This window comes from Thermostichus sp. MS-CIW-37 (genome assembly GCF_054060065.1).
Window position 1 is genome coordinate 23903 of the sequence record NZ_JBSSCV010000020.1, and the last position, 16884, is coordinate 40786.

Annotated in this window: 15 protein-coding genes and 1 tRNA gene; 9 read left to right on the forward strand and 7 right to left on the reverse strand. The window is 57.9% G+C overall.

The annotated features are described in order from the left end of the window. Positions 1-140 precede the first annotated feature (140 nt). Complete coding sequence (locus tag ACVWYZ_RS09875) at positions 141-1001, forward strand: J domain-containing protein (RefSeq protein WP_457466939.1); 861 nt, start codon at positions 141-143, stop codon at positions 999-1001. Between the two features lie 103 nt (positions 1002-1104). On the opposite strand, the gene ACVWYZ_RS09880 is transcribed toward ACVWYZ_RS09875, so the two are convergent. The 3 genes from ACVWYZ_RS09880 to ACVWYZ_RS09890 form a co-directional block, all read right to left on the reverse strand. After that, positions 1105-2628, reverse strand: a complete 1524-nt coding sequence (locus ACVWYZ_RS09880) for an AAA family ATPase (protein ID WP_414408083.1) — start codon at positions 2626-2628, stop codon at positions 1105-1107. 219 nt (positions 2629-2847) lie between these two features. After that, the gene (locus ACVWYZ_RS09885; protein ID WP_414350712.1) at positions 2848-3894 is read right to left on the reverse strand and encodes a thiamine phosphate synthase; all 1047 of its coding nucleotides are present in this window, start codon (positions 3892-3894) and stop codon (positions 2848-2850) included. A gap of 101 nt (positions 3895-3995) precedes the next feature. Beyond that, complete coding sequence (locus ACVWYZ_RS09890; protein WP_457466940.1) at positions 3996-4331, reverse strand: hypothetical protein; 336 nt, start codon at positions 4329-4331, stop codon at positions 3996-3998. A 101-nt stretch (positions 4332-4432) separates the two neighbouring features. Between ACVWYZ_RS09890 and ACVWYZ_RS09895 the strand changes: the two genes are divergently transcribed. From ACVWYZ_RS09895 to ACVWYZ_RS09910, 4 genes are all read left to right on the forward strand, one after another. Then, positions 4433-5650, forward strand: a complete 1218-nt coding sequence (locus ACVWYZ_RS09895; protein WP_457466956.1) for a lipid-A-disaccharide synthase-related protein — start codon at positions 4433-4435, stop codon at positions 5648-5650. 75 nt (positions 5651-5725) lie between these two features. After that, on the forward strand, positions 5726-7573 hold the full coding sequence (locus tag ACVWYZ_RS09900; RefSeq protein ID WP_457466957.1) for an NAD(P)H-quinone oxidoreductase subunit F: 1848 nt from the start codon (positions 5726-5728) through the stop codon (positions 7571-7573). A gap of 12 nt (positions 7574-7585) precedes the next feature. Beyond that, positions 7586-9094, forward strand: a complete 1509-nt coding sequence (locus ACVWYZ_RS09905) for an NADH-quinone oxidoreductase subunit M (protein ID WP_457466941.1) — start codon at positions 7586-7588, stop codon at positions 9092-9094. 36 nt (positions 9095-9130) lie between these two features. Next, a complete protein-coding gene (locus tag ACVWYZ_RS09910) occupies positions 9131-10309 on the forward strand; it encodes a CO2 hydration protein (RefSeq protein WP_457466942.1) in 1179 nt (392 codons plus the stop codon). Positions 10310-10595: 286 nt separating this feature from the next. Here ACVWYZ_RS09910 and ACVWYZ_RS09915 read toward each other — a convergent pair whose 3' ends face one another. Next, entirely contained in the window at positions 10596-11561 is a 966-nt protein-coding gene (locus ACVWYZ_RS09915) for an ABC transporter permease (RefSeq protein ID WP_414357663.1), read from the reverse strand. A gap of 157 nt (positions 11562-11718) precedes the next feature. On the opposite strand from ACVWYZ_RS09915, the gene ACVWYZ_RS09920 reads away from it, so the two are divergent. From ACVWYZ_RS09920 to ACVWYZ_RS09930, 3 genes are all read left to right on the forward strand, one after another. Continuing rightward, positions 11719-11790, forward strand: a tRNA-Cys gene (locus tag ACVWYZ_RS09920). Between the two features lie 34 nt (positions 11791-11824). Next, positions 11825-12985 carry a pyridoxal-phosphate-dependent aminotransferase family protein gene (locus tag ACVWYZ_RS09925; RefSeq protein WP_414328831.1) on the forward strand — a complete coding sequence of 387 codons (1161 nt, stop codon included), beginning with the start codon at positions 11825-11827 and terminating at the stop codon, positions 12983-12985. 111 nt (positions 12986-13096) lie between these two features. Beyond that, on the forward strand, positions 13097-13765 hold the full coding sequence (locus tag ACVWYZ_RS09930) for a PHP domain-containing protein (RefSeq protein WP_414399728.1): 669 nt from the start codon (positions 13097-13099) through the stop codon (positions 13763-13765). Positions 13766-13794: 29 nt separating this feature from the next. Here ACVWYZ_RS09930 and ACVWYZ_RS09935 read toward each other — a convergent pair whose 3' ends face one another. Continuing rightward, positions 13795-14844 (reverse strand): potassium channel family protein, encoded by a 1050-nt coding sequence (locus ACVWYZ_RS09935; protein WP_414344088.1) that lies wholly within the window; start codon positions 14842-14844, stop codon positions 13795-13797. Positions 14845-14932: 88 nt separating this feature from the next. Between ACVWYZ_RS09935 and ACVWYZ_RS09940 the strand changes: the two genes are divergently transcribed. Continuing rightward, positions 14933-15145: a DUF2997 domain-containing protein gene (locus ACVWYZ_RS09940; RefSeq protein ID WP_457466943.1), complete on the forward strand. Its 213-nt coding sequence runs from the start codon at positions 14933-14935 to the stop codon at positions 15143-15145. A 36-nt stretch (positions 15146-15181) separates the two neighbouring features. Here ACVWYZ_RS09940 and ACVWYZ_RS09945 read toward each other — a convergent pair whose 3' ends face one another. Continuing rightward, a complete protein-coding gene (locus ACVWYZ_RS09945) occupies positions 15182-15412 on the reverse strand; it encodes a hypothetical protein (protein ID WP_011433402.1) in 231 nt (76 codons plus the stop codon). A 183-nt stretch (positions 15413-15595) separates the two neighbouring features. Continuing rightward, a complete protein-coding gene (petE, locus tag ACVWYZ_RS09950; RefSeq protein WP_011433401.1) occupies positions 15596-16006 on the reverse strand; it encodes a plastocyanin in 411 nt (136 codons plus the stop codon). Between the last annotated feature and the right edge of the window lie 878 nt (positions 16007-16884).

Here is a 16884-nt window from a genome sequence, read left to right on the forward strand (position 1 = left end):
TTGGCTGGAGCTGTCCGATCCCTAAAATAGGCTTAAAAAAGAGTCTAGGTATTGAGTAGCACTTTGCAAGGCTTCCCCTCAGGGAATAGGATCCCCGCATCAAAGTAGCTGGCACAAGGCCCCCTGCGCCGGATCCTCCCATGAAAGACCTTTACCGCGAGCTGGAATTACAGCCCAATGCAACTCTAGAAGAAATTAAAGAGAGCTACAGGCGGCTTGCCAAAGAATACCATCCCGATAAACTTCACCCAGATACACCTGTTAAGGGGCGGCAGTACATTGAGGAAAAGTTTAAGTCTATTCAGGAAGCATACTCGGTCCTGAGTGATCCTGTGAAGCGAAAATCCTATGACTCCCAAAGGCTTTCCCAGACTTCGCCCACAAAAGGGAGCGGGTATGACCAAGACTTAAAAGCAGAACGCGGTTACAGCACACAAGATGGCAAACCTTGGCCCTTTGACTTCGACAAGATAAAGGAAGCTGCAGAAGAGATAGAACGTCGTAAGAAAAACATCGAGGCCAACTATAACCAAAGAGTAGAGCAAGTTAAGTCTGAACTCAAGAAGAACTTAATCGCTATTGGAGTAAGGGAGGAAGATGCCAGAATTGACTACAGATTTATTACGAAGGACGACAACATACAATCTTGTTTAACCTTTCTCTTGCTCGGTGTTTTGGCTCTCTCGATTGGCTGGGAGCTTGTTGGTGTCATACTTATTCTCCTTTCATTTCTTGCTGGCTGGTCAGCAGTCCTTGACTCCAAATACAGTAAGGATCAAGTAGAAAGGGCTAAAAAGCTCCAAGGAGAGGCAACATCAGCAATAGCCCAGATGGAGAAAGACAGAGACTCGGAGCTTTCCCAGCTTGAGCTTCACTGTAGAAGTAGGATCGATCATTTTAAAGCTGTCCCTATCGAATCTATATCCCCATTTTATAAGTGGGCTGAGTGGGGAGGATCAGCTATTTTTGCTAACTGCAATGAAGGAAAAGGCAGATGCTAAAAGCCTAGAAGAAAACTTGAAGATAGCGGCTGGAGTTGCTGTGGGTATTGGCATACTAGCCGCCTTATTTGGGCTGGGAGGTGGATTTCACCCATTCTGAATCTCAAGAAGAGGCAAAACACTGCTTCATCTCCTGCAGCACCTGGGCATCTTGAGAGGCCGTTCTCGCGCCCGCTTGAGCAGCCCAGCACTTAAGACTCTCGATTTGGTCGCGGGCAATCGAGGCCAAAGGCACGGTTTCGCGGATGGCCTGCAGGATATCCTCTTGGGTAAAGTCCCGCCGAGTGCTGCTGCCACTGCCCCCAAAGGCGTTGTACATGGCATCTACGATGGCTTGCTCGATCTCGGCCCCGCTGAAGTCCTGAGCTGTGGCTGCCAAGGCTTCCAGGTCGAACTCCCGCAGGCGGCTGGGGCGCAACCGCTGCAAATGCACCCGGAAGATCTCTTTGCGCTCAGCGTGGGTGGGCAGGTTCAAGAAGAAAATCTCGTCAAAGCGGCCCTTGCGCAACAGCTCTGGCGGCAGCAGCGGCACGTTGTTGGCAGTGGCCACAATGAAAACGGGGCTGGTCTTCTCCTGCATCCAGGTAATCAGGCTGCCAAACACCCGGCGGCTGGTACCAGAATCTCCATCGGCACTGCTGGTGATGTTGCCAAAGGCTTTGTCGATCTCGTCGATCCAAAGCACGCAGGGGGCCATCGCCTCTGCCAGTTGGATCATCTGCCGCACCCGGCTTTCCGACTCGCCGACGATGCCGGCAAACAGCCGCCCGGCATCCAATCTCAGCAGGGGCAGCCGCCACTCATTGGCGATGGTCTTGGCGGAGAGGGATTTGCCGGTGCCCTGGATCCCGACCAGCAGCACGCCCTTGGGGTTGGGCAGGCCATAGCGACGCGCCTCTTCGGTAAAGGCTTCTTGCCGCACTCGCACCCAGGCCTTGAGGTTATCCAGGCCCCCCACACTTTTGAGGGTCTCGCGGGCGGTGAAAAACTCCAGGATGCCGGTTTGGCGGATGGCCTGCTTTTTCTCCTCCAGCACCAGGTCGATATCGGCTTCGTTGACCTCCTGCTTGGCGGCCAAAGCGCGGGCCAAAACGCGGCGGATACGTTCTCGGCTCAGTCCCTGACAAGCTTTGACCAGTTGCTCGCGGGCCAGAGGGGTGAGCTTGAGTTTATCTGGGGCCACGTAGAGCTGGATGAGGCGGCTGATCTCTTCGCTATTGGGCAAGGGAATATCGACGACGGTGACCTCCTCTGCCAGGTCGCTGGGCACTTCCAGGGTGTGGCTGAGCAGGATCAGCATCTTGCGGGTGCGTTTTAGCTCGCGGCTGAGGTTTTTCAGCTCCCGGATGATGGGAGCGTTTTTGTCGCTGGTGGCGTTGCGCAACACAAAGTGCAGATCCCGCAGCACAAAGAGAGTGTCCTCGTTGGGGGCAGAGCGCCACACCCGCCCCAGAGCTGCCATGATGGAGCCCCGATCCTCGCCTGTATCTTGCCAGCCCCGCACCAAGTCCCAGAACAACAATTGCCGCGGTGGGTCTGTCCGTCTGGCTACTTGGGTTAGCACGGCATCGGCAGGCTCTTCTTCTGGAGAGACCAAGTAAACCAAGGGGTAGCGGGCCCGGATCATCAAATCCAGCTCTGTCACCAGCCCTGCTTGCAGCTCCGCCGGGATCTCGACCAGGGCAGGATCCCTGCTGTCTGAATTTGTTTTTCTTGCGGCTTCTGTCATCGCCTCTGGAGTTTAGAACATCCTTACTTCATCTTCCTCTCACTTGTTCAGAAACCATTTGGATTGGAACAGCCAATAAGCAGCAAAATGCTCACGGTTGAGCTTCACGGTTGATCTTTAGGATAGGGCAGGGATCCCTTGCAGTTCGGCCAGCATGGTGCGGGCTGTCTGGGTGGGATCGGCAGCTTCCATCAAAGCACGCACCACGGCTACACGGGTGGCCCCAGCTCGACGCACCTCGGGCAGGTTGTGGGGATCGATGCCGCCGATGGCAAACCAGGGCAGGTGGGCTTTCTCGGCAGCCAGGCGCACGTACTCCAGGCCGGCGGGGGGTTTCTCCGCTTTGGTGGGGGTGGGGTAAACGGGGCCGACGCCAATGTAGTCCACGTCGCTGTTCAGGGCTTGGGCCAGCTCTTCGGCGTTGGTGGTGGACAGGCCAATGAGCCGCTGGGATCCCAGGAGGTGCCGAGCTTGGGCGACCGGCAGATCCGTCTGGCCCAGGTGAACCCCATCAGCCTGGCTGACCAGAGCCAAGTCCACCCGGTCGTTGACGATCATCAGCGCCTGGTAGCGGTCGCACAGCTGCCGCAGCTGTTTGAGATCCCGCAGCATCTCGCCGTCGGGGAGGTTTTTGCGGCGATATTGCACCAGGGTCACCCCGCCCCGCAGGGATTTTTCCACCACCTCTAGCCAGTGGGGCACAGGGCTGGTCACCAAATAAAGATGGGCTGCCAGGAGACGCTGCCGCAGGGATCCGCCCAGCAGTTCACTTTCCAGGACGTAGAGCCGATAGCGCATGTCTTTGGCCAGCTTGGCCAGGCCAGGGGCCACCCAGTGGTGGGATTCGGCCAACTTGCCGTATTCTTCCAACACCCGCAGGGCTTCTTGCACACGGCTGCAATTGGCTTGCAAGAGGTGGCGGAGATCCCGCCGTTGCTCCTCTTGGGGGTGGGAGATCTGGGTGCCTGGATCGGCGGGGGTATCGCGGGCCAAACGCAGGGGATCGCTGTGCCAGCGGGCTAGGGCTTGGCGCATGGCCTTGCATTCGGCAGAGAGCTCTCCCTCTTCCAGGCCGAAACGAAACCATTCTTCCAATACCCGTAGTCCTTCACGAGCTCGATCGAGGTTGGCATCCAGAATACGGGCGACGGCCTGGGGTTTCATGTTCCCTATACGTGGGAAGAGAGTTGCTTAATTTTTACCAAAAAAATGCGCCTAAAGCCCCGTCCTACCACTAAGCGGAAGCAAGCCAAGAGGGCGTCCATTCACTGTAAATCGGAATGGTTTCCCTGAGGCTGTTCTTGGCTCTGAGGAGAAAGGGAGTGATGCCATAAGGCGTTGAGAAAGGCTTGCTGTGGTGTGTGTCCCCAGGCAAAAGCCCGTGGGCCAGCCCCTTCCGGAAGGTAGGCCCAAGCATAGCGCTCGCAGGCGGGAAAGTAGCGGATCTCCCACCAAGTTCCCCCTACAGGCACATCTTTCACTGCCCGCAAGAAAGGGCCGCGATGGCGGGCGAGGCGCTCTTCCACAAAATAGGGGCCTTCCAGCTGAAGGGCTTCTACCGCTGCAATCAGTTCGGCTCGTTGTCGCTCATTTCGGATCATCTCCCGGGTTCCCCTCTTGGATTGGCTCTATTCTATGAGGAGATTTCTGGTGAGCTGGGGGATCCCTCTTGATTCAGCCCAGATTGCGCCTACGGCAAGCTGTGGAAACCCAATGGAATCCAACGAATCCACCGCAGGTGCTGTGTCTGAGCAATGGACACGGGGAAGATGAGGTGGGCAGTCGCCTTGCTGTTGCCCTAGTCCAACTGGGGATCCCGGTGCAAGCCTTGCCGATTGTGGGAGAAGGGACAGCCTACCAACGCCAAGGGATCCCCCTGCTGCCCATTGCCCAGGTGATGCCGTCGGGGGGGTTTATTTATCAGGATTGGCGGCAGTTGTGGCGGGATTTGCGGGCCGGTTTGCTGGGGCTGACGGGGCGGCAATTGGCGTTGGTTCGGCGGGCAGCAGCCCAGAGGAACCTGGTGCTGGCCGTGGGGGATATTGTGCCCTTGCTGATGGCATGGTGGAGCGGGATCCCCTACGCCTTTGTGGGCACGGCCAAGTCGGACTATTACTGGCGGGATGAAGGGGGTCCCTACCGACACCCCTGGATCCCTTTTGGGCAGCCGATTTCCGATTACCTGCCCTGGGAGCGCTGGCTGATGGCCCACCGACGCTGCCTGGGTTCTTTTTTGCGGGATGAGCTGACAGCTACAGCTTTGCAAAAACGGGGCCTAAGGGCCTTTTACCTGGGCAACCCGATGATGGATGGCCTAGAGCCACGCGGGACATTGCCTTTGGATCCCCACCGACCGGCCTTGCTGCTCTTGCCCGGATCCCGTCCGCCGGAAGCCTATCGCAACTGGGCTCTGATGATGCAGGTGGTGGAGCGGCTCCCAAAGGAGCTGCAAGTCTATGCTGCCCTCAGCCCCAACCTGGAGCGAGACCCGCTTCAGGCTCGGATCCCATCTCAGCGCAGCGATGTGCTTCTGGTTTGGGGGGACTTCGGGGCCTGTGCCCAACGAGCAACAGTGGTGCTGGCCATGGCGGGAACGGCTACCGAGCAATGTGTAGGCTTGGGAAAACCGGTGGTGACCCTGCCGGGAGAAGGGCCCCAGTTTACCCCGCGCTTTGCTGAAGCGCAGACCCGTCTTTTGGGATCCGCCGTCCACCTGACCTCAGTGGAGCAGGCTCCCGCCGTGGTTGGCCGGATTCTGGAACGCCTGGCCGCCGATCCCAACTACGCGGCTGAGTTGCGGGCCCATGGACGCCGCCGCATGGGATCCCCAGGGGCCGCCCGGCGCATTGCCGCTCAACTTCGAGATTGGCTCAAGCCATCCGGCCCGGTTTTGGAACCGTTCGAGCCAGGTATATCGTGAAATAGAGAACGAGCGATTCAAAAGCCTGACTGATTTCCGTTGGATCCAGTTTTCCGTTTTATTTAGCATTTAATGATGTCAAACCTTTTGGGGTTGGAGAGCAGTTGGTGGATCCCTTGCTATGGGTGGGCGGGAACAGCTTTGGCCATTCCCTGGGCAACGGGGTGGGTCAAGCGCAGTGGCCCGCGTCCGGCAGCTTACCTCAACATCCTTCTGACTTTTGCCGCCTTTGCCCATGGCCTTTGGCTGTTGCGGCAGGTTTGGGGTCGGGATCCCCAGATCCTGAACTACCCCTGGTTTCGGGTGGCCGATCTGGATTTGACCCTGTCTTTGGAGATCTCGCCCCTGACAATGGGGGCCGTCGTCTGGATCAGCGGTTTGAGCTTGCTGGCCCAGATCTATGCGCTGGGGTATTTGGATAGGGACTGGGGCCTGGGTCGCTTTGCCGCCCTGATGGGCTTTTTCGAGGGGGGAATGACAGGGATCGCCCTCAGTGACTCGCTGTTTTTCAGCTATGCCCTGCTGGAGATGCTCACCCTTTCCACCTATTTGCTGGTGGGCTTTTGGTACGCCCAGCCTCTGGTGGTGACGGCGGCGCGGGATGCGTTTTTAACCAAGCGGGTAGGAGATCTGCTGCTGCTGATGGGGGTGGTGGCGGTTTCCAACTTTTCTGGGGCCTTGACGTTTTCCGACCTGCGGGACTGGGCGGCTACGGCCAGCTTGGATCCGGCTTGGGCGGCTTTGATGGGGTTGGCTTTGATTGCAGGGCCTTTGGGGAAATGCGCCCAGTTTCCGCTGCACCTGTGGCTGGATGAGGCGATGGAAGCGCCCAACCCGGCTTCGATTTTGCGCAATTCGGCAGTGGTGGCCTGCGGGGCTTTTGTGCTGATTAAGCTGCAGCCGCTCTTGGCCCTGTCGCCGATTACGAATGGGGTCTTGGTGGCCATCGGCACGATCACAGCCCTGGGCGGATCCCTGGTGGCCTTGGCGCAAATCGATATCAAACGCACCTTCTCCTACTCCACGAGTGCCTACTTGGGGTTGGTGTTTGTGGCAGTGGGAATGCAGCAGCCGGAGCTGGCCCTGGAGTTGCTGCTGATGCACGGCCTGGCTAAGGCGTTGCTGTTTATGGGGGTGGGATCCCTCATCTACACCACCTCTACCCAAGATTTGACAGAGCTGGGGGGCCTGCGCAGCCGCATGCCGGCCACGGTGGCCGCTTTTGCCGTGGGATCCCTGGGGATGGTGGCCCTGCTGCCGCTGGGGTGCTTTTGGACGCTGGCCCGCCTGGCGCTGGTCTACAGCGGGGTGCAGCCGGCCCTGGTGGGGGTGCTGCTGCTGGTGAATGGGCTGACGGCTCTCAACCTGGCGCGGGTGTTTGGCCTGGTCTTTTTGGGATCCCCTCAACCCAAAACCCGCCGGGCCCCTGAGGTGGGCTGGCTGATGGCTCTGCCCATGGGCATCCTGACGGTGCAAACCTTGCTCATGCCCTGGCTGTTTGGGCGGTGGAGACTCTATCCCGACTGGAGCCCGGAGCTGAGGTGGATGGCAGCCCTGCTGACGGCTGCTGGGCTGGTGGGGGCAGCCATTGGCGGCTGGCTGTACTGGGGAGGCCAACGGAGGGTGCACCTGCCCTGGCCGGAGTTGCAGGATCTGCTGGCCCACGACTTTTACACGGGGCACCTCTACCAAGCCCTGGTGGTGCAACCGGTCGGCGCCCTTTCCCGCGGATTGGAGTGGCTGGATCGCAACGGAGTGGACGGCTTGGTGAACGGGGTGAGCCTGGCCTTTTTCTTCAGCGGCGAAGCCCTCAAGTACACCCTGTCGGGGCGGATGCAACTCTATGTGCTGGTGATTGTCATGGGGGTGGTGTTGGTTACAGCTTGGCTGCTGCATTCGCTCCATCTGGGGTTGGCCTATTGATGGGAGAGAGCCATGTTGAGCCTTTTGATCGGGATCCCGTTGTTGGGGAGCATCTTGATTGGGTTGATTCCCGAGCAGGCGGGGAAGGGCTTGCACCGGGCTTTGGCCTTGGGGTTTGGGTGGGTTTTGTTTGGCCTGAGCGCGGGGCTGTTGCTGATCTTTGACCCCCACCTTGGATCCCTGCAATTGGCGGAAAAGATGGCCTGGATCCCCCAGTTGGGCTTGGTTTATGAGGTGGGAGTGGATGGGATCTCTCTGCCTTTGGTGGTGATGACCGGGCTGCTGGTGCTGATGGCCATTTGGGCCAGCGGCCAGGTGGAGCGGCCCCGCCTCTACTACAGCTTGGTGCTTATGCTGGCGGCAGCGGTGGCCGGAGCTTTTTTGGCTCAGAATTTGCTGCTGTTTTTCCTGTTCTATGAAGTGGAGCTGATCCCCCTGTATTTGCTCATCGCCATCTGGGGAGGGCCACAGCGCACCTATGCAGCCACCAAGTTCTTGATTTACACAGCTCTGTCAGGGATCCTGCTGTTGGTAGGCTTTTTCGGCCTCAGTTGGCTGAGCGATGCCCACAGCTTTACCTATACCGTCCTGCAGGCTCACCCCTTGCCCCTGGTGCAACAAACCCTGTTGCTTATTCCCATTCTGCTGGGGCTGGCCATCAAGATCCCCTTGGTTCCCTTCCACACTTGGCTGCCGGATGCCCATGTGGAGGCTTCCACCCCCATTTCCGTGTTGCTGGCGGGTTTGCTTTTGAAGTTGGGCACCTACGGCCTGGTGCGCTTTGGCCTGCAGCTCTTGCCGGATGCCTGGGATCAAGCCGGGCCTTGGCTGGCCGGTTGGGCGGTGGTTAACGTGCTCTATGGATCCCTGAACGCCTTGGTGCAGCAGGATATGAAAAAGCTGGTGGCCTACAGCTCCATTGCCCACATGGGCTACATCCTCTTGGCTGTAGCAGCAGCCACTCCCCTCTCCCTGGTGGGATCCATCTTTCAGATGGTCAGCCATGGCCTCATCTCCTCGCTGCTGTTTCTTCTGGTGGGAGCCGTCTATGCCAACACCGGCACACGGGATCTCAAGCTGCTGCGGGGATTGCTCAACCCGGAGCGGGGCTTACCGCTTATTGGCAGCTTGATGGTGCTAGGGGTGATGGCCAGTGGCGGCACACCGGGCATGGTGGGCTTTATAGCTGAGTTCACCCTCTTTCGGGGCAGCTTTGCCGTCTTTCCCCTGCAAACGCTCCTGTGCATGGTGGGGACGGGATTGACGGCGGCCTATTTTCTGCTGATGGTGAACCGTGTCTTTTTTGGGCGCCTCTCGCAAGTGGCCATAGCCATGCAACGCCACGCCACTGAAGAGCGCCTGCCTGCTGTTGTTTTGGCAACGCTGGTGGTGTTACTGGGCCTGCAGCCTAGCTGGGCAACCCGCTGGGTGGAGTCCACCACCTTGGCCTTGGCCAAGGCTAACCTAGCTGGTGTTGCAGGACTGGTCACTGCCTTTCAGTTTGGGTTGTCTTCCTTTTGATGATTTGATGAGATCGACGGAGTTTCTTTTGCTCCCATGACTGCCACTCTTGCTCCTGCTCCTTCCTGCTTCTTTCTGGCCGGCTTATCTCCTCTGGAGCAACTGCAACTGGCTCCTATTGTCCAGCGCCTAGAGGCAGGGGGAGCCCTTGTGCCGGATGCCCCTGCCAATCGCCTAGAGGTCATTGGCATCCTGCATAGCTACGGCGAGGTGCTGGATGCCTATTCGCGCAATTTGATCTTTATTGCCGACCACCAATTTTTGGAGCTTTTTCCGGCGTTCAAGTATTTCAACGGCGAGATTACCCTGGGCAAATGGCTGCGCTACCTGTGGCATGACCGCATCAACTACGAGTTTGCCGAATACTGCATGAAGGCTATGCTCTGGCATGGGGGAGGGGGGCTAGACCGCTACCTGGATACCCCTGAATTTGTCGAGCGGGCCAAGAGAGCCATCCGGGCCAAAATCCGCTTCAATCCCTTCTTGCAGGGCTTGGCGATCTTGTTTCCCGACTTTGCTCTGGAACAGGTGCGCATGCTGGCCATGTACAGCGGCTTGGGCCAGTTTTGGCGGGTGATGAGCGATATTTTCCTGGCGCTGGCCAAGCGCTCTGAGATAGAACCCCACCTCACCATTCCCGACGTGGTGGCTCACATCCAGCAGGGGTTGGTGGCAGCTGCCGACAAGCCTATCACCTACGCTCCCTGCATCTGGGGCCGCCGCTACGAGATCATCCCTCTCTCGGCGGGTCTGACTTTCCTATCAGATACGGCTATCCCCTATGTGGAAGCGGTGTTTTTCCGCTCCTTTCCCTTTATGGGCACGGTTTCCTACAACGCCCAGGCCCACCAGATCCCGGCTGAGCAGGCTGACTTTGCCTACGGCGCCCTCTACGCCGATCCGCTGCCGGTAGGCAGCGCTGGGATCCCGCCTACCCTGTTGATGCAGGATATGATGCGCCACCTGCCCCCCTACTTGCGAGAGCACTACCGCCGCCAGCCTCGCGGGGATGATGACCTGCGGGTGAAAATCTGCCTTAGCTTCCAAAAGGCCATGTTCTGTGTTACCACTGCCGCCCTGCGTGCCCTCGCCCCTTTTCCTCTGGAAACTCAGGATCCCCAGCAGCAAATGGCCAACCGAGAGTTTCTCACCCCTTGGTTGCAGCGATTGGCGGGATCCCGGCTGTTAAGCATGCAGGAAGTTTTTGGTATGTGATGCTGAAACTGCGCGGCAATACGGTGATGTCAAAGACAAGTTAAGGCTCGAGGGGCGTCCGTTATCTGAGAATGGTGTCTGGATTGCAGCCCTTGCACTGTAACATGCTCTGTTTTTGGTAACACGCGACGCTCGTTTTCAAGAAGTAGAGCGCTTGCAAATAGCAATGTGGTGAGTAAAGCCACCGCATAACAACCCGGTCGGAGCCAACTGCCGAAAGTCTTCAGGGTGGTCTTTCCATATTTTGATTCTGTTCCTTTTGCTAAATATGTAGGAAATCTAAGGGCTAACGGCCCCCAGAGCGAAAGGAACTGTGCCAAAAAGTCAGCCGCTTTTCGACCATTACAATCAACTGATAAGCTAGGGCGCTGATAACGGTGGCATAAATGATGGCCGCCCAGACGATGTCGAAATTGAAGCGAGCCGCCTCGATCCGGATGCGGAAGCCCAGACCAAGCCCCGGAGCGGCAAAGAATTCCCCCACAATGGATCCAATCATCGCCAAGGTGAGCGCCAGCTTGAGGGCATTAAAAATGTAGGGCAAAGATTGAGGGATCCGCACCTGCCAAAACACTTGCCCGGCACCGGCCCCGTAAGAGCGCATCAAATCCAATTGGCTGGGATCCACCGAACGCAACCCTCGCACCGTGTTGAGCACCACCGGAAACAGCACCACCACCGCCACCACTGCTGCTTTCGAGGGCCAGTCGATGCCAAATGCCCCCACCATGACCGGGGCCAAAGCCGGAATGGGAATACTGGAGAGGGCTGCCAAATAGGGCAAAACCCCCTGTTCGATCTTGGGAAAACGGGCCAAGAGCGCCCCCAGCAACAGGCCGGATCCCACCCCCAAGCCAAACCCCACCAGCGCCTGTCGCACAAAAGTTTGCACTGCATCTCGCATCAGGGCAGCTCGCGCCATCCAGGCGGCCTGCAACACCCGCGTTGGGGTAGGCATTAATCCCGGCGGCACCCGATAGCCCACCAGCAATGTCTCCGTAAGCAGTAGTCCCAACAGCAAAATCAGCAAGGGGGGCCCCCATCCCCGCCCGCGTCGGCCCAAGCCCCAGCAGCCTGTTCCCCCAATCCAGGCGGCCAGCAAAACTGCCGGCAAAAACCAGCTTGGCGTTGCTTCTGGTACCGTTCCTCGCAGGATCCCCAAAGCCAGCAGACCCCAGAGGTAGAAGATCTCGTCTCTCCAAACAAGCAGGCCCTTCCAGAGGTTGAACGAAGCAGGTACAGCCGGTTGCATGGCCAATTGGGAATTGCGTTAACCCAGTCACCTTCTATCCAAAACCATTCTCACGGCCCAAGCAGAATCACAGAACACCACGTTAAGGCTTGGAAGTGGGATCCGGTTTTCGGCTAGAATATTCTCTCTAGGCGAGTGTTTTCTGGTTGAGTTGTGGGGTGGCGTAGCCAAGTGGTAAGGCAGAGGTCTGCAAAACCTCTATGCGCCAGTTCGAATCTGGCCGCCACCTTTCAAACCTCACTTGCATCCCAAGCAGGGCAAGCATGAAAGACAAGCTGATATTGATGATCCCCGGCCCCACTCCCGTTCCCGAGAGTGCTCTGCTGGCGATGGCACGGGGGCCCATCGAGCACCGCAGCAAAGAGTTCACCGCCATTTTGGAAGAGGTCACCGATGGGTTGCGCTGGCTGCACCAAACCACCTCCGATGTGTTTGTCTTTTCCGCCAGTGGCACCGGCGCTATGGAAGCCGGGATCCTCAACACCCTCAGCCCTGGGGATCGGGTTTTGGTGGGGGTGAACGGCAAGTTTGGGGAGCGCTGGGCGGAAATGTCCGAGCAGTTTGGCCTTCAGTGTGAGCGGGTGGAAACCCCCTGGGGGATCCCTTACCCCGTCGAGATCTTCCAAGAAAAGCTGGCTGCCGACCGGGAAAAAACCATCAAAGCCGTCATCCTCACCCACTCGGAGACTTCTAGCGGCGTAGCCAACGATGTCCAAGCCATTGCTGCTGCTGCCCGCGAGCACGGGGAAGCCCTCGTCCTGGTGGATGGGGTCACCAGCGTGGGGGCAATGCCGGTGTTAATGGACGAATGGGGCTTGGATGTGGTGGCCTCGGGATCCCAGAAGGGCTATATGATCCCACCAGGGCTGGGATTTGTGGCCGTCAGCCCGCGGGCCATGGCCGCTACGGAGCGCTCTAGGTTTCCCAAGTACTACTGGAGCTTTAAGCTGGCGCAAAAGGCCCTGCGCCAAGGCACCACTCCCTTTACACCGGCGGTGAACCTGTTTTACGCCCTGCAGGTTACCCTGCGCATGATGCGCGCAGAAGGGTTGGAAGCCATCTACCGGCGTCATGCCAAGCTGGCCCAGGCCACCCGTGCTGGCGTCAAGGCTCTGGGGCTAAAGCTCTTGGTTGATCCAGAGTCAGCGGCCAGTCCTTCGGTAACAGCTGTACTCGCTCCCGAAGGGATCAACGCTGACACCATCCGCAGCACCTTGAAGAAACACTTCGACATCGCCCTTGCCGCTGGACAAGACCACCTCAAGGGCAAAATCTTCCGCATTGGCCATTTGGGCTTTGTGAGTGACCGCGATGTGCTGATGACCTTGGCTGCTCTGGAGTCGGCTTTACACACGGCGGGCTACAGCGACTTCACTCCAGGGGCAGGAACTCGTGCTGCTGAGGAAGTACTGGCCCACGGCTAGGGATCCCTTCTGAACCCTCAGCTCAGCGGCCTTTGACACATGGCACTGACCCCTACCCCTGGCTACAATGGGGGGACATGCTTAATAAAACTTCAGAACCCAAGGGTGGCTATGGCTGTCAGCTTGGAACGCGATCCCTGCGTGGTGGCTTCCGCTGTGGAGTTGCGGCAGGTGCTGCAGAGGGTTGGCCCCCATTCTTGTCCCTTGCAGTACAACTTTCACCTGCATACCCGCTGTTCGGATGGGCAGATGGATCCGGTGGATCTGGCGGAGCAAGCACGCCGGCACGGTCTGAAGGGACTGGCCATCACCGATCACCACACCCTGAAGGGCTACGAACGAGCACGCACCCACTTGGATCGTCCCGACGACCCCATCCTGTGGCCGGGGATCGAGATCACCGCAAACCTGCTGGGCTGTGAAGTGCATATTCTCGGCTACGGCTTCGATCCCACCGATGGTGTCCTGGATCCCTTTGCCCAAGGGGAGCAGGTTCCCGGCTTGCCCGCCGCCGACGCGATCCAGGCCATTCAAGCGGCAGGAGGCTTGGCGGTGTTGGCCCATCCCTTTCGCTATTGCCTGCCTGCAGAGGAAATTGTCCCAGCAGCAGCGGAGTTGGGAATAGATGGCCTTGAGGTCTACTACGCCTACAAAAACCCGGAGATTTGGATCCCTAGCCCGGAAGTGACGGAGAAAGCCGAAGAGCTGGCCGAGACCTACGGACTTTTGAAAACCTGTGGCACCGACTCTCATGGCCCCAGTATTCTGAGGCGGATTTGAGCCAGGCTACCCAGGTGGAGAACGGGCTGCTACGGGCGTGGATAGAGCAACTGTCCAAGCCGACGCAACTGCTCTGCGGTGCCCATGCACAACAGCAGATCCCCCGGCTGCAACAGGGTTTCTCCGCTGGGGCCACCGATCAACTGGCCATCGGCCCGCCGGATTGCCACCACTAAAGCTCCGGATCGGTTTCGCAAATCGGCTTTCCGTAGGGTTTGCCCGACATAAGGACATTCTTGGGCTGCCAGCTCGTACTCCTCCAGGTAGAAAGTGCGATCCCGACCGGCAAGGATGCCATCCACAAAGTCCACAACCCGAGGACGCAGGGCAGCCGCCGCCATGCGTTTTCCGCCCGTGATGTAAGGAGAAATGGCATGGGCAACGCCCGCTCGCTGCAGTTTTTGCAAAGCCTCTTCCGTATTGGCGCGGGCAATAGTGCGAATGCGGGGGTTCAGGGTGCGGGCCGACAAGACCACGTACAGGTTCTCGGCATCGGAAGATAGGGCGGCAATCAGTCCCTCCGCCTGTTGCACCCGCGCTTCCAGCAAAGTGGCATCCAGAGTACTATCCCCCTGGAGGGCCACGTATCCCAGCTCTTGAGCCACCTGAATGGCCTCGGCAGACTGATCAATCACCAAAAATGGCACCCCTTCTGCTCGAAACTCTTGAGCCACCTGCCGCCCAATGCGCCCAAAACCGCAAATGATGTAGTGGTTGTTCAGCGCTTCCATCTGTTTCTTCCATTTCCGCTGCCGGATCCCTTCCTGAAAATGTCCCTGGATGAGGGCCTCTGTAAAGCGATTCACCATGAACCCAATGCTCAAGACCCCCATCAGGATCAAGGCCACCGTAAACAAACGCCCCCGATCCCCCAGCGGCTCCACCTCCATAAAGCCAACAGTGGTCAGGGTGATGATGGTCATGTAAAAAGCCTCCACCCACGGCCACTGCTCCACCCCGTGGTACCAAAGGGTACCGATCAGCACCACACACACCAATGCCCCCACGCCCAAGCCGAGGTCTCGCCGGATTCCGGGATCCCTTTTGGCAGCCTGGAAGGGGGGACGAGCAGAAGCCATAGAGCCCAGCCAGATCTAGCCCAGGAAAAGGAAGCAAGAACTAGAATGGGGAAGAACCTGTTGTTGATCGGTAACCAGTGGAGTGCGGATGCCTGAGTACATCAAGGTGGAATATCGGATCGGCAAAGATGGACGGGTCGCCGAGACCGTACTGAATGGTTCTGGCTCCAGTTGTACCCTAGCTACCGCCGGCTTGGAATCAGCTCTTGGAACTGTGCAGAAACGGGAGCTCTTGCCGGAGTTTCACCAACTGACTGAAATCGAGAGGGAGTCTGAGGTCTCCTTGAAGCAAACCCGCTGACTCCATATCCATTTGCCTAGGGTTCTCACCGTCTCCTCATTTTTTCTTTTTGCTCCCCTTTCCGGCCGTATTGCCGGCCCGTGCCGCTCCAACCGCAGCCTGAAACAGCCAAACAGCCAATGGAGCAGCGACAACCAAGATGATGCTGGTGGGGCCGACGCCAAAATCCGGCTCGCCAGAAGCCAACTCGAAAATTGAGCCAACAGCAGCAATGGCGCTGAGGCAGGAAACGGCCAAGAGCAGGTAACCTTTAACGCTGGTGGTCATAGAGAACCCGTTTGAGAACTACACTTGCGCAGTACAGGGCAAGCCGGTCGAATGCGTATTCGTTCGCTAAAAAGCCCTCCCACTCCTGAGAGGGCTAACTTTTATGCTAAAGCCAGGGATCCCTGTCCAGCAAGGCAAAACCAAAAGTGGGATCCCTAGAAGTTCAGCACTTGGGGTGTGGATTTAGCCGTTCACGATGATCTTGCCGACCATTCCGGCCCCACGGTGGGGCGTGCAGTAGTAGGTGTACTCACCTGGAGGAACATCAACAAAAGCCGACTCCACCACCTGCTTAGGAGCAGTGAGCAGTGCCTTGTGGGAGAGCTTGGCGGCCAGAGCCGCATCTCCACCGGGCACCTTGTCAAAGACGACGTTGTGGGGGTAGACCTTGTTGTTCACCCATTGGACGGTATCCCCTTGATTGATGGTGAGAGAAGGCGGATCGTAGACCAACTGGGCTTTGTCGGATCCCATTTTGACAATGTAGGTCTCGGCAGCAGCAGGGTTGGACAAGAACGCCACAGCCAACCCCCCAACCACAAGGCTGAGCAGGATGAGCTGCAAACGCTTCACCAGGTTAAAAACTAGAGACATGGATTCCTCTCAAAACGCAACAGCAGTTATCCCAGACTTTGCGGCTCCGTTGTTCCCTTCCAGGTAGTGAAGAGAACCCAGCCAGGCGGATGGGCAGCAGGGACAGTTGAATTCCCAATGCTCATTATAAGAGGGCTCATCCCAGAATAGAGCAATGCCCAACTGCGGGGCGGCAACATCCATCCTTTACAGGGAGCCGCGGCAGACCGAACCCGCCAAACAGCACAGCTCTTCCAGAAACCTACGGCAACCCTGTTGCCAGGCAACCCGATGCGGCTGGATCCCCAACCACTTGGGGTAGAGCATCTTGGCAGTTGGCGAGCGTGCGCAGGGAACCGAGAGCCAGTTTTCCGGGTCGTCCTCATCTCTACCCAAAAGTGCTTCGCAAAGTTTCGCAAAGTAGAGATTCTTTTTCCGTGGGATCCCTTAAAGTCCAAGAGTGTCTTGCCTAACAAATCCGTAGGGTTGTCGATGCACAAGAAGGGCAAATCATCCTAATCTCAAAGAGCAGGTTCTTGGATGCTGCTGGTCGGTATTCCTTTGAGATTCCTCAATAACATCACCTGAAAGTCAGTTGGTTGTTCAGCCCTCACCAAAATAGGGAGTCTGTTAAGATGAGCGTACAGCGTTCACCCGTAGCTGGTCCAAGCAAGAGTCGGCTTGCAACAAGTTTAGAATCGACGGATCAGCGGCTTAACATTCAAATCTTGGCCCGGTGTATTGGCACTGCCTTGAACCTGGGCGCTCCCCTCAGGGTTGAAGTGCACTACACCTCACAAGCTCGGTAGCAAGGTTTTCTTGGCAGGACGCTCTAGGGGCACAGCTGCTACTATGGTTTGTGCTTGCCTGGGGCTAGAGTGATTTTTGGGCTTCTTATT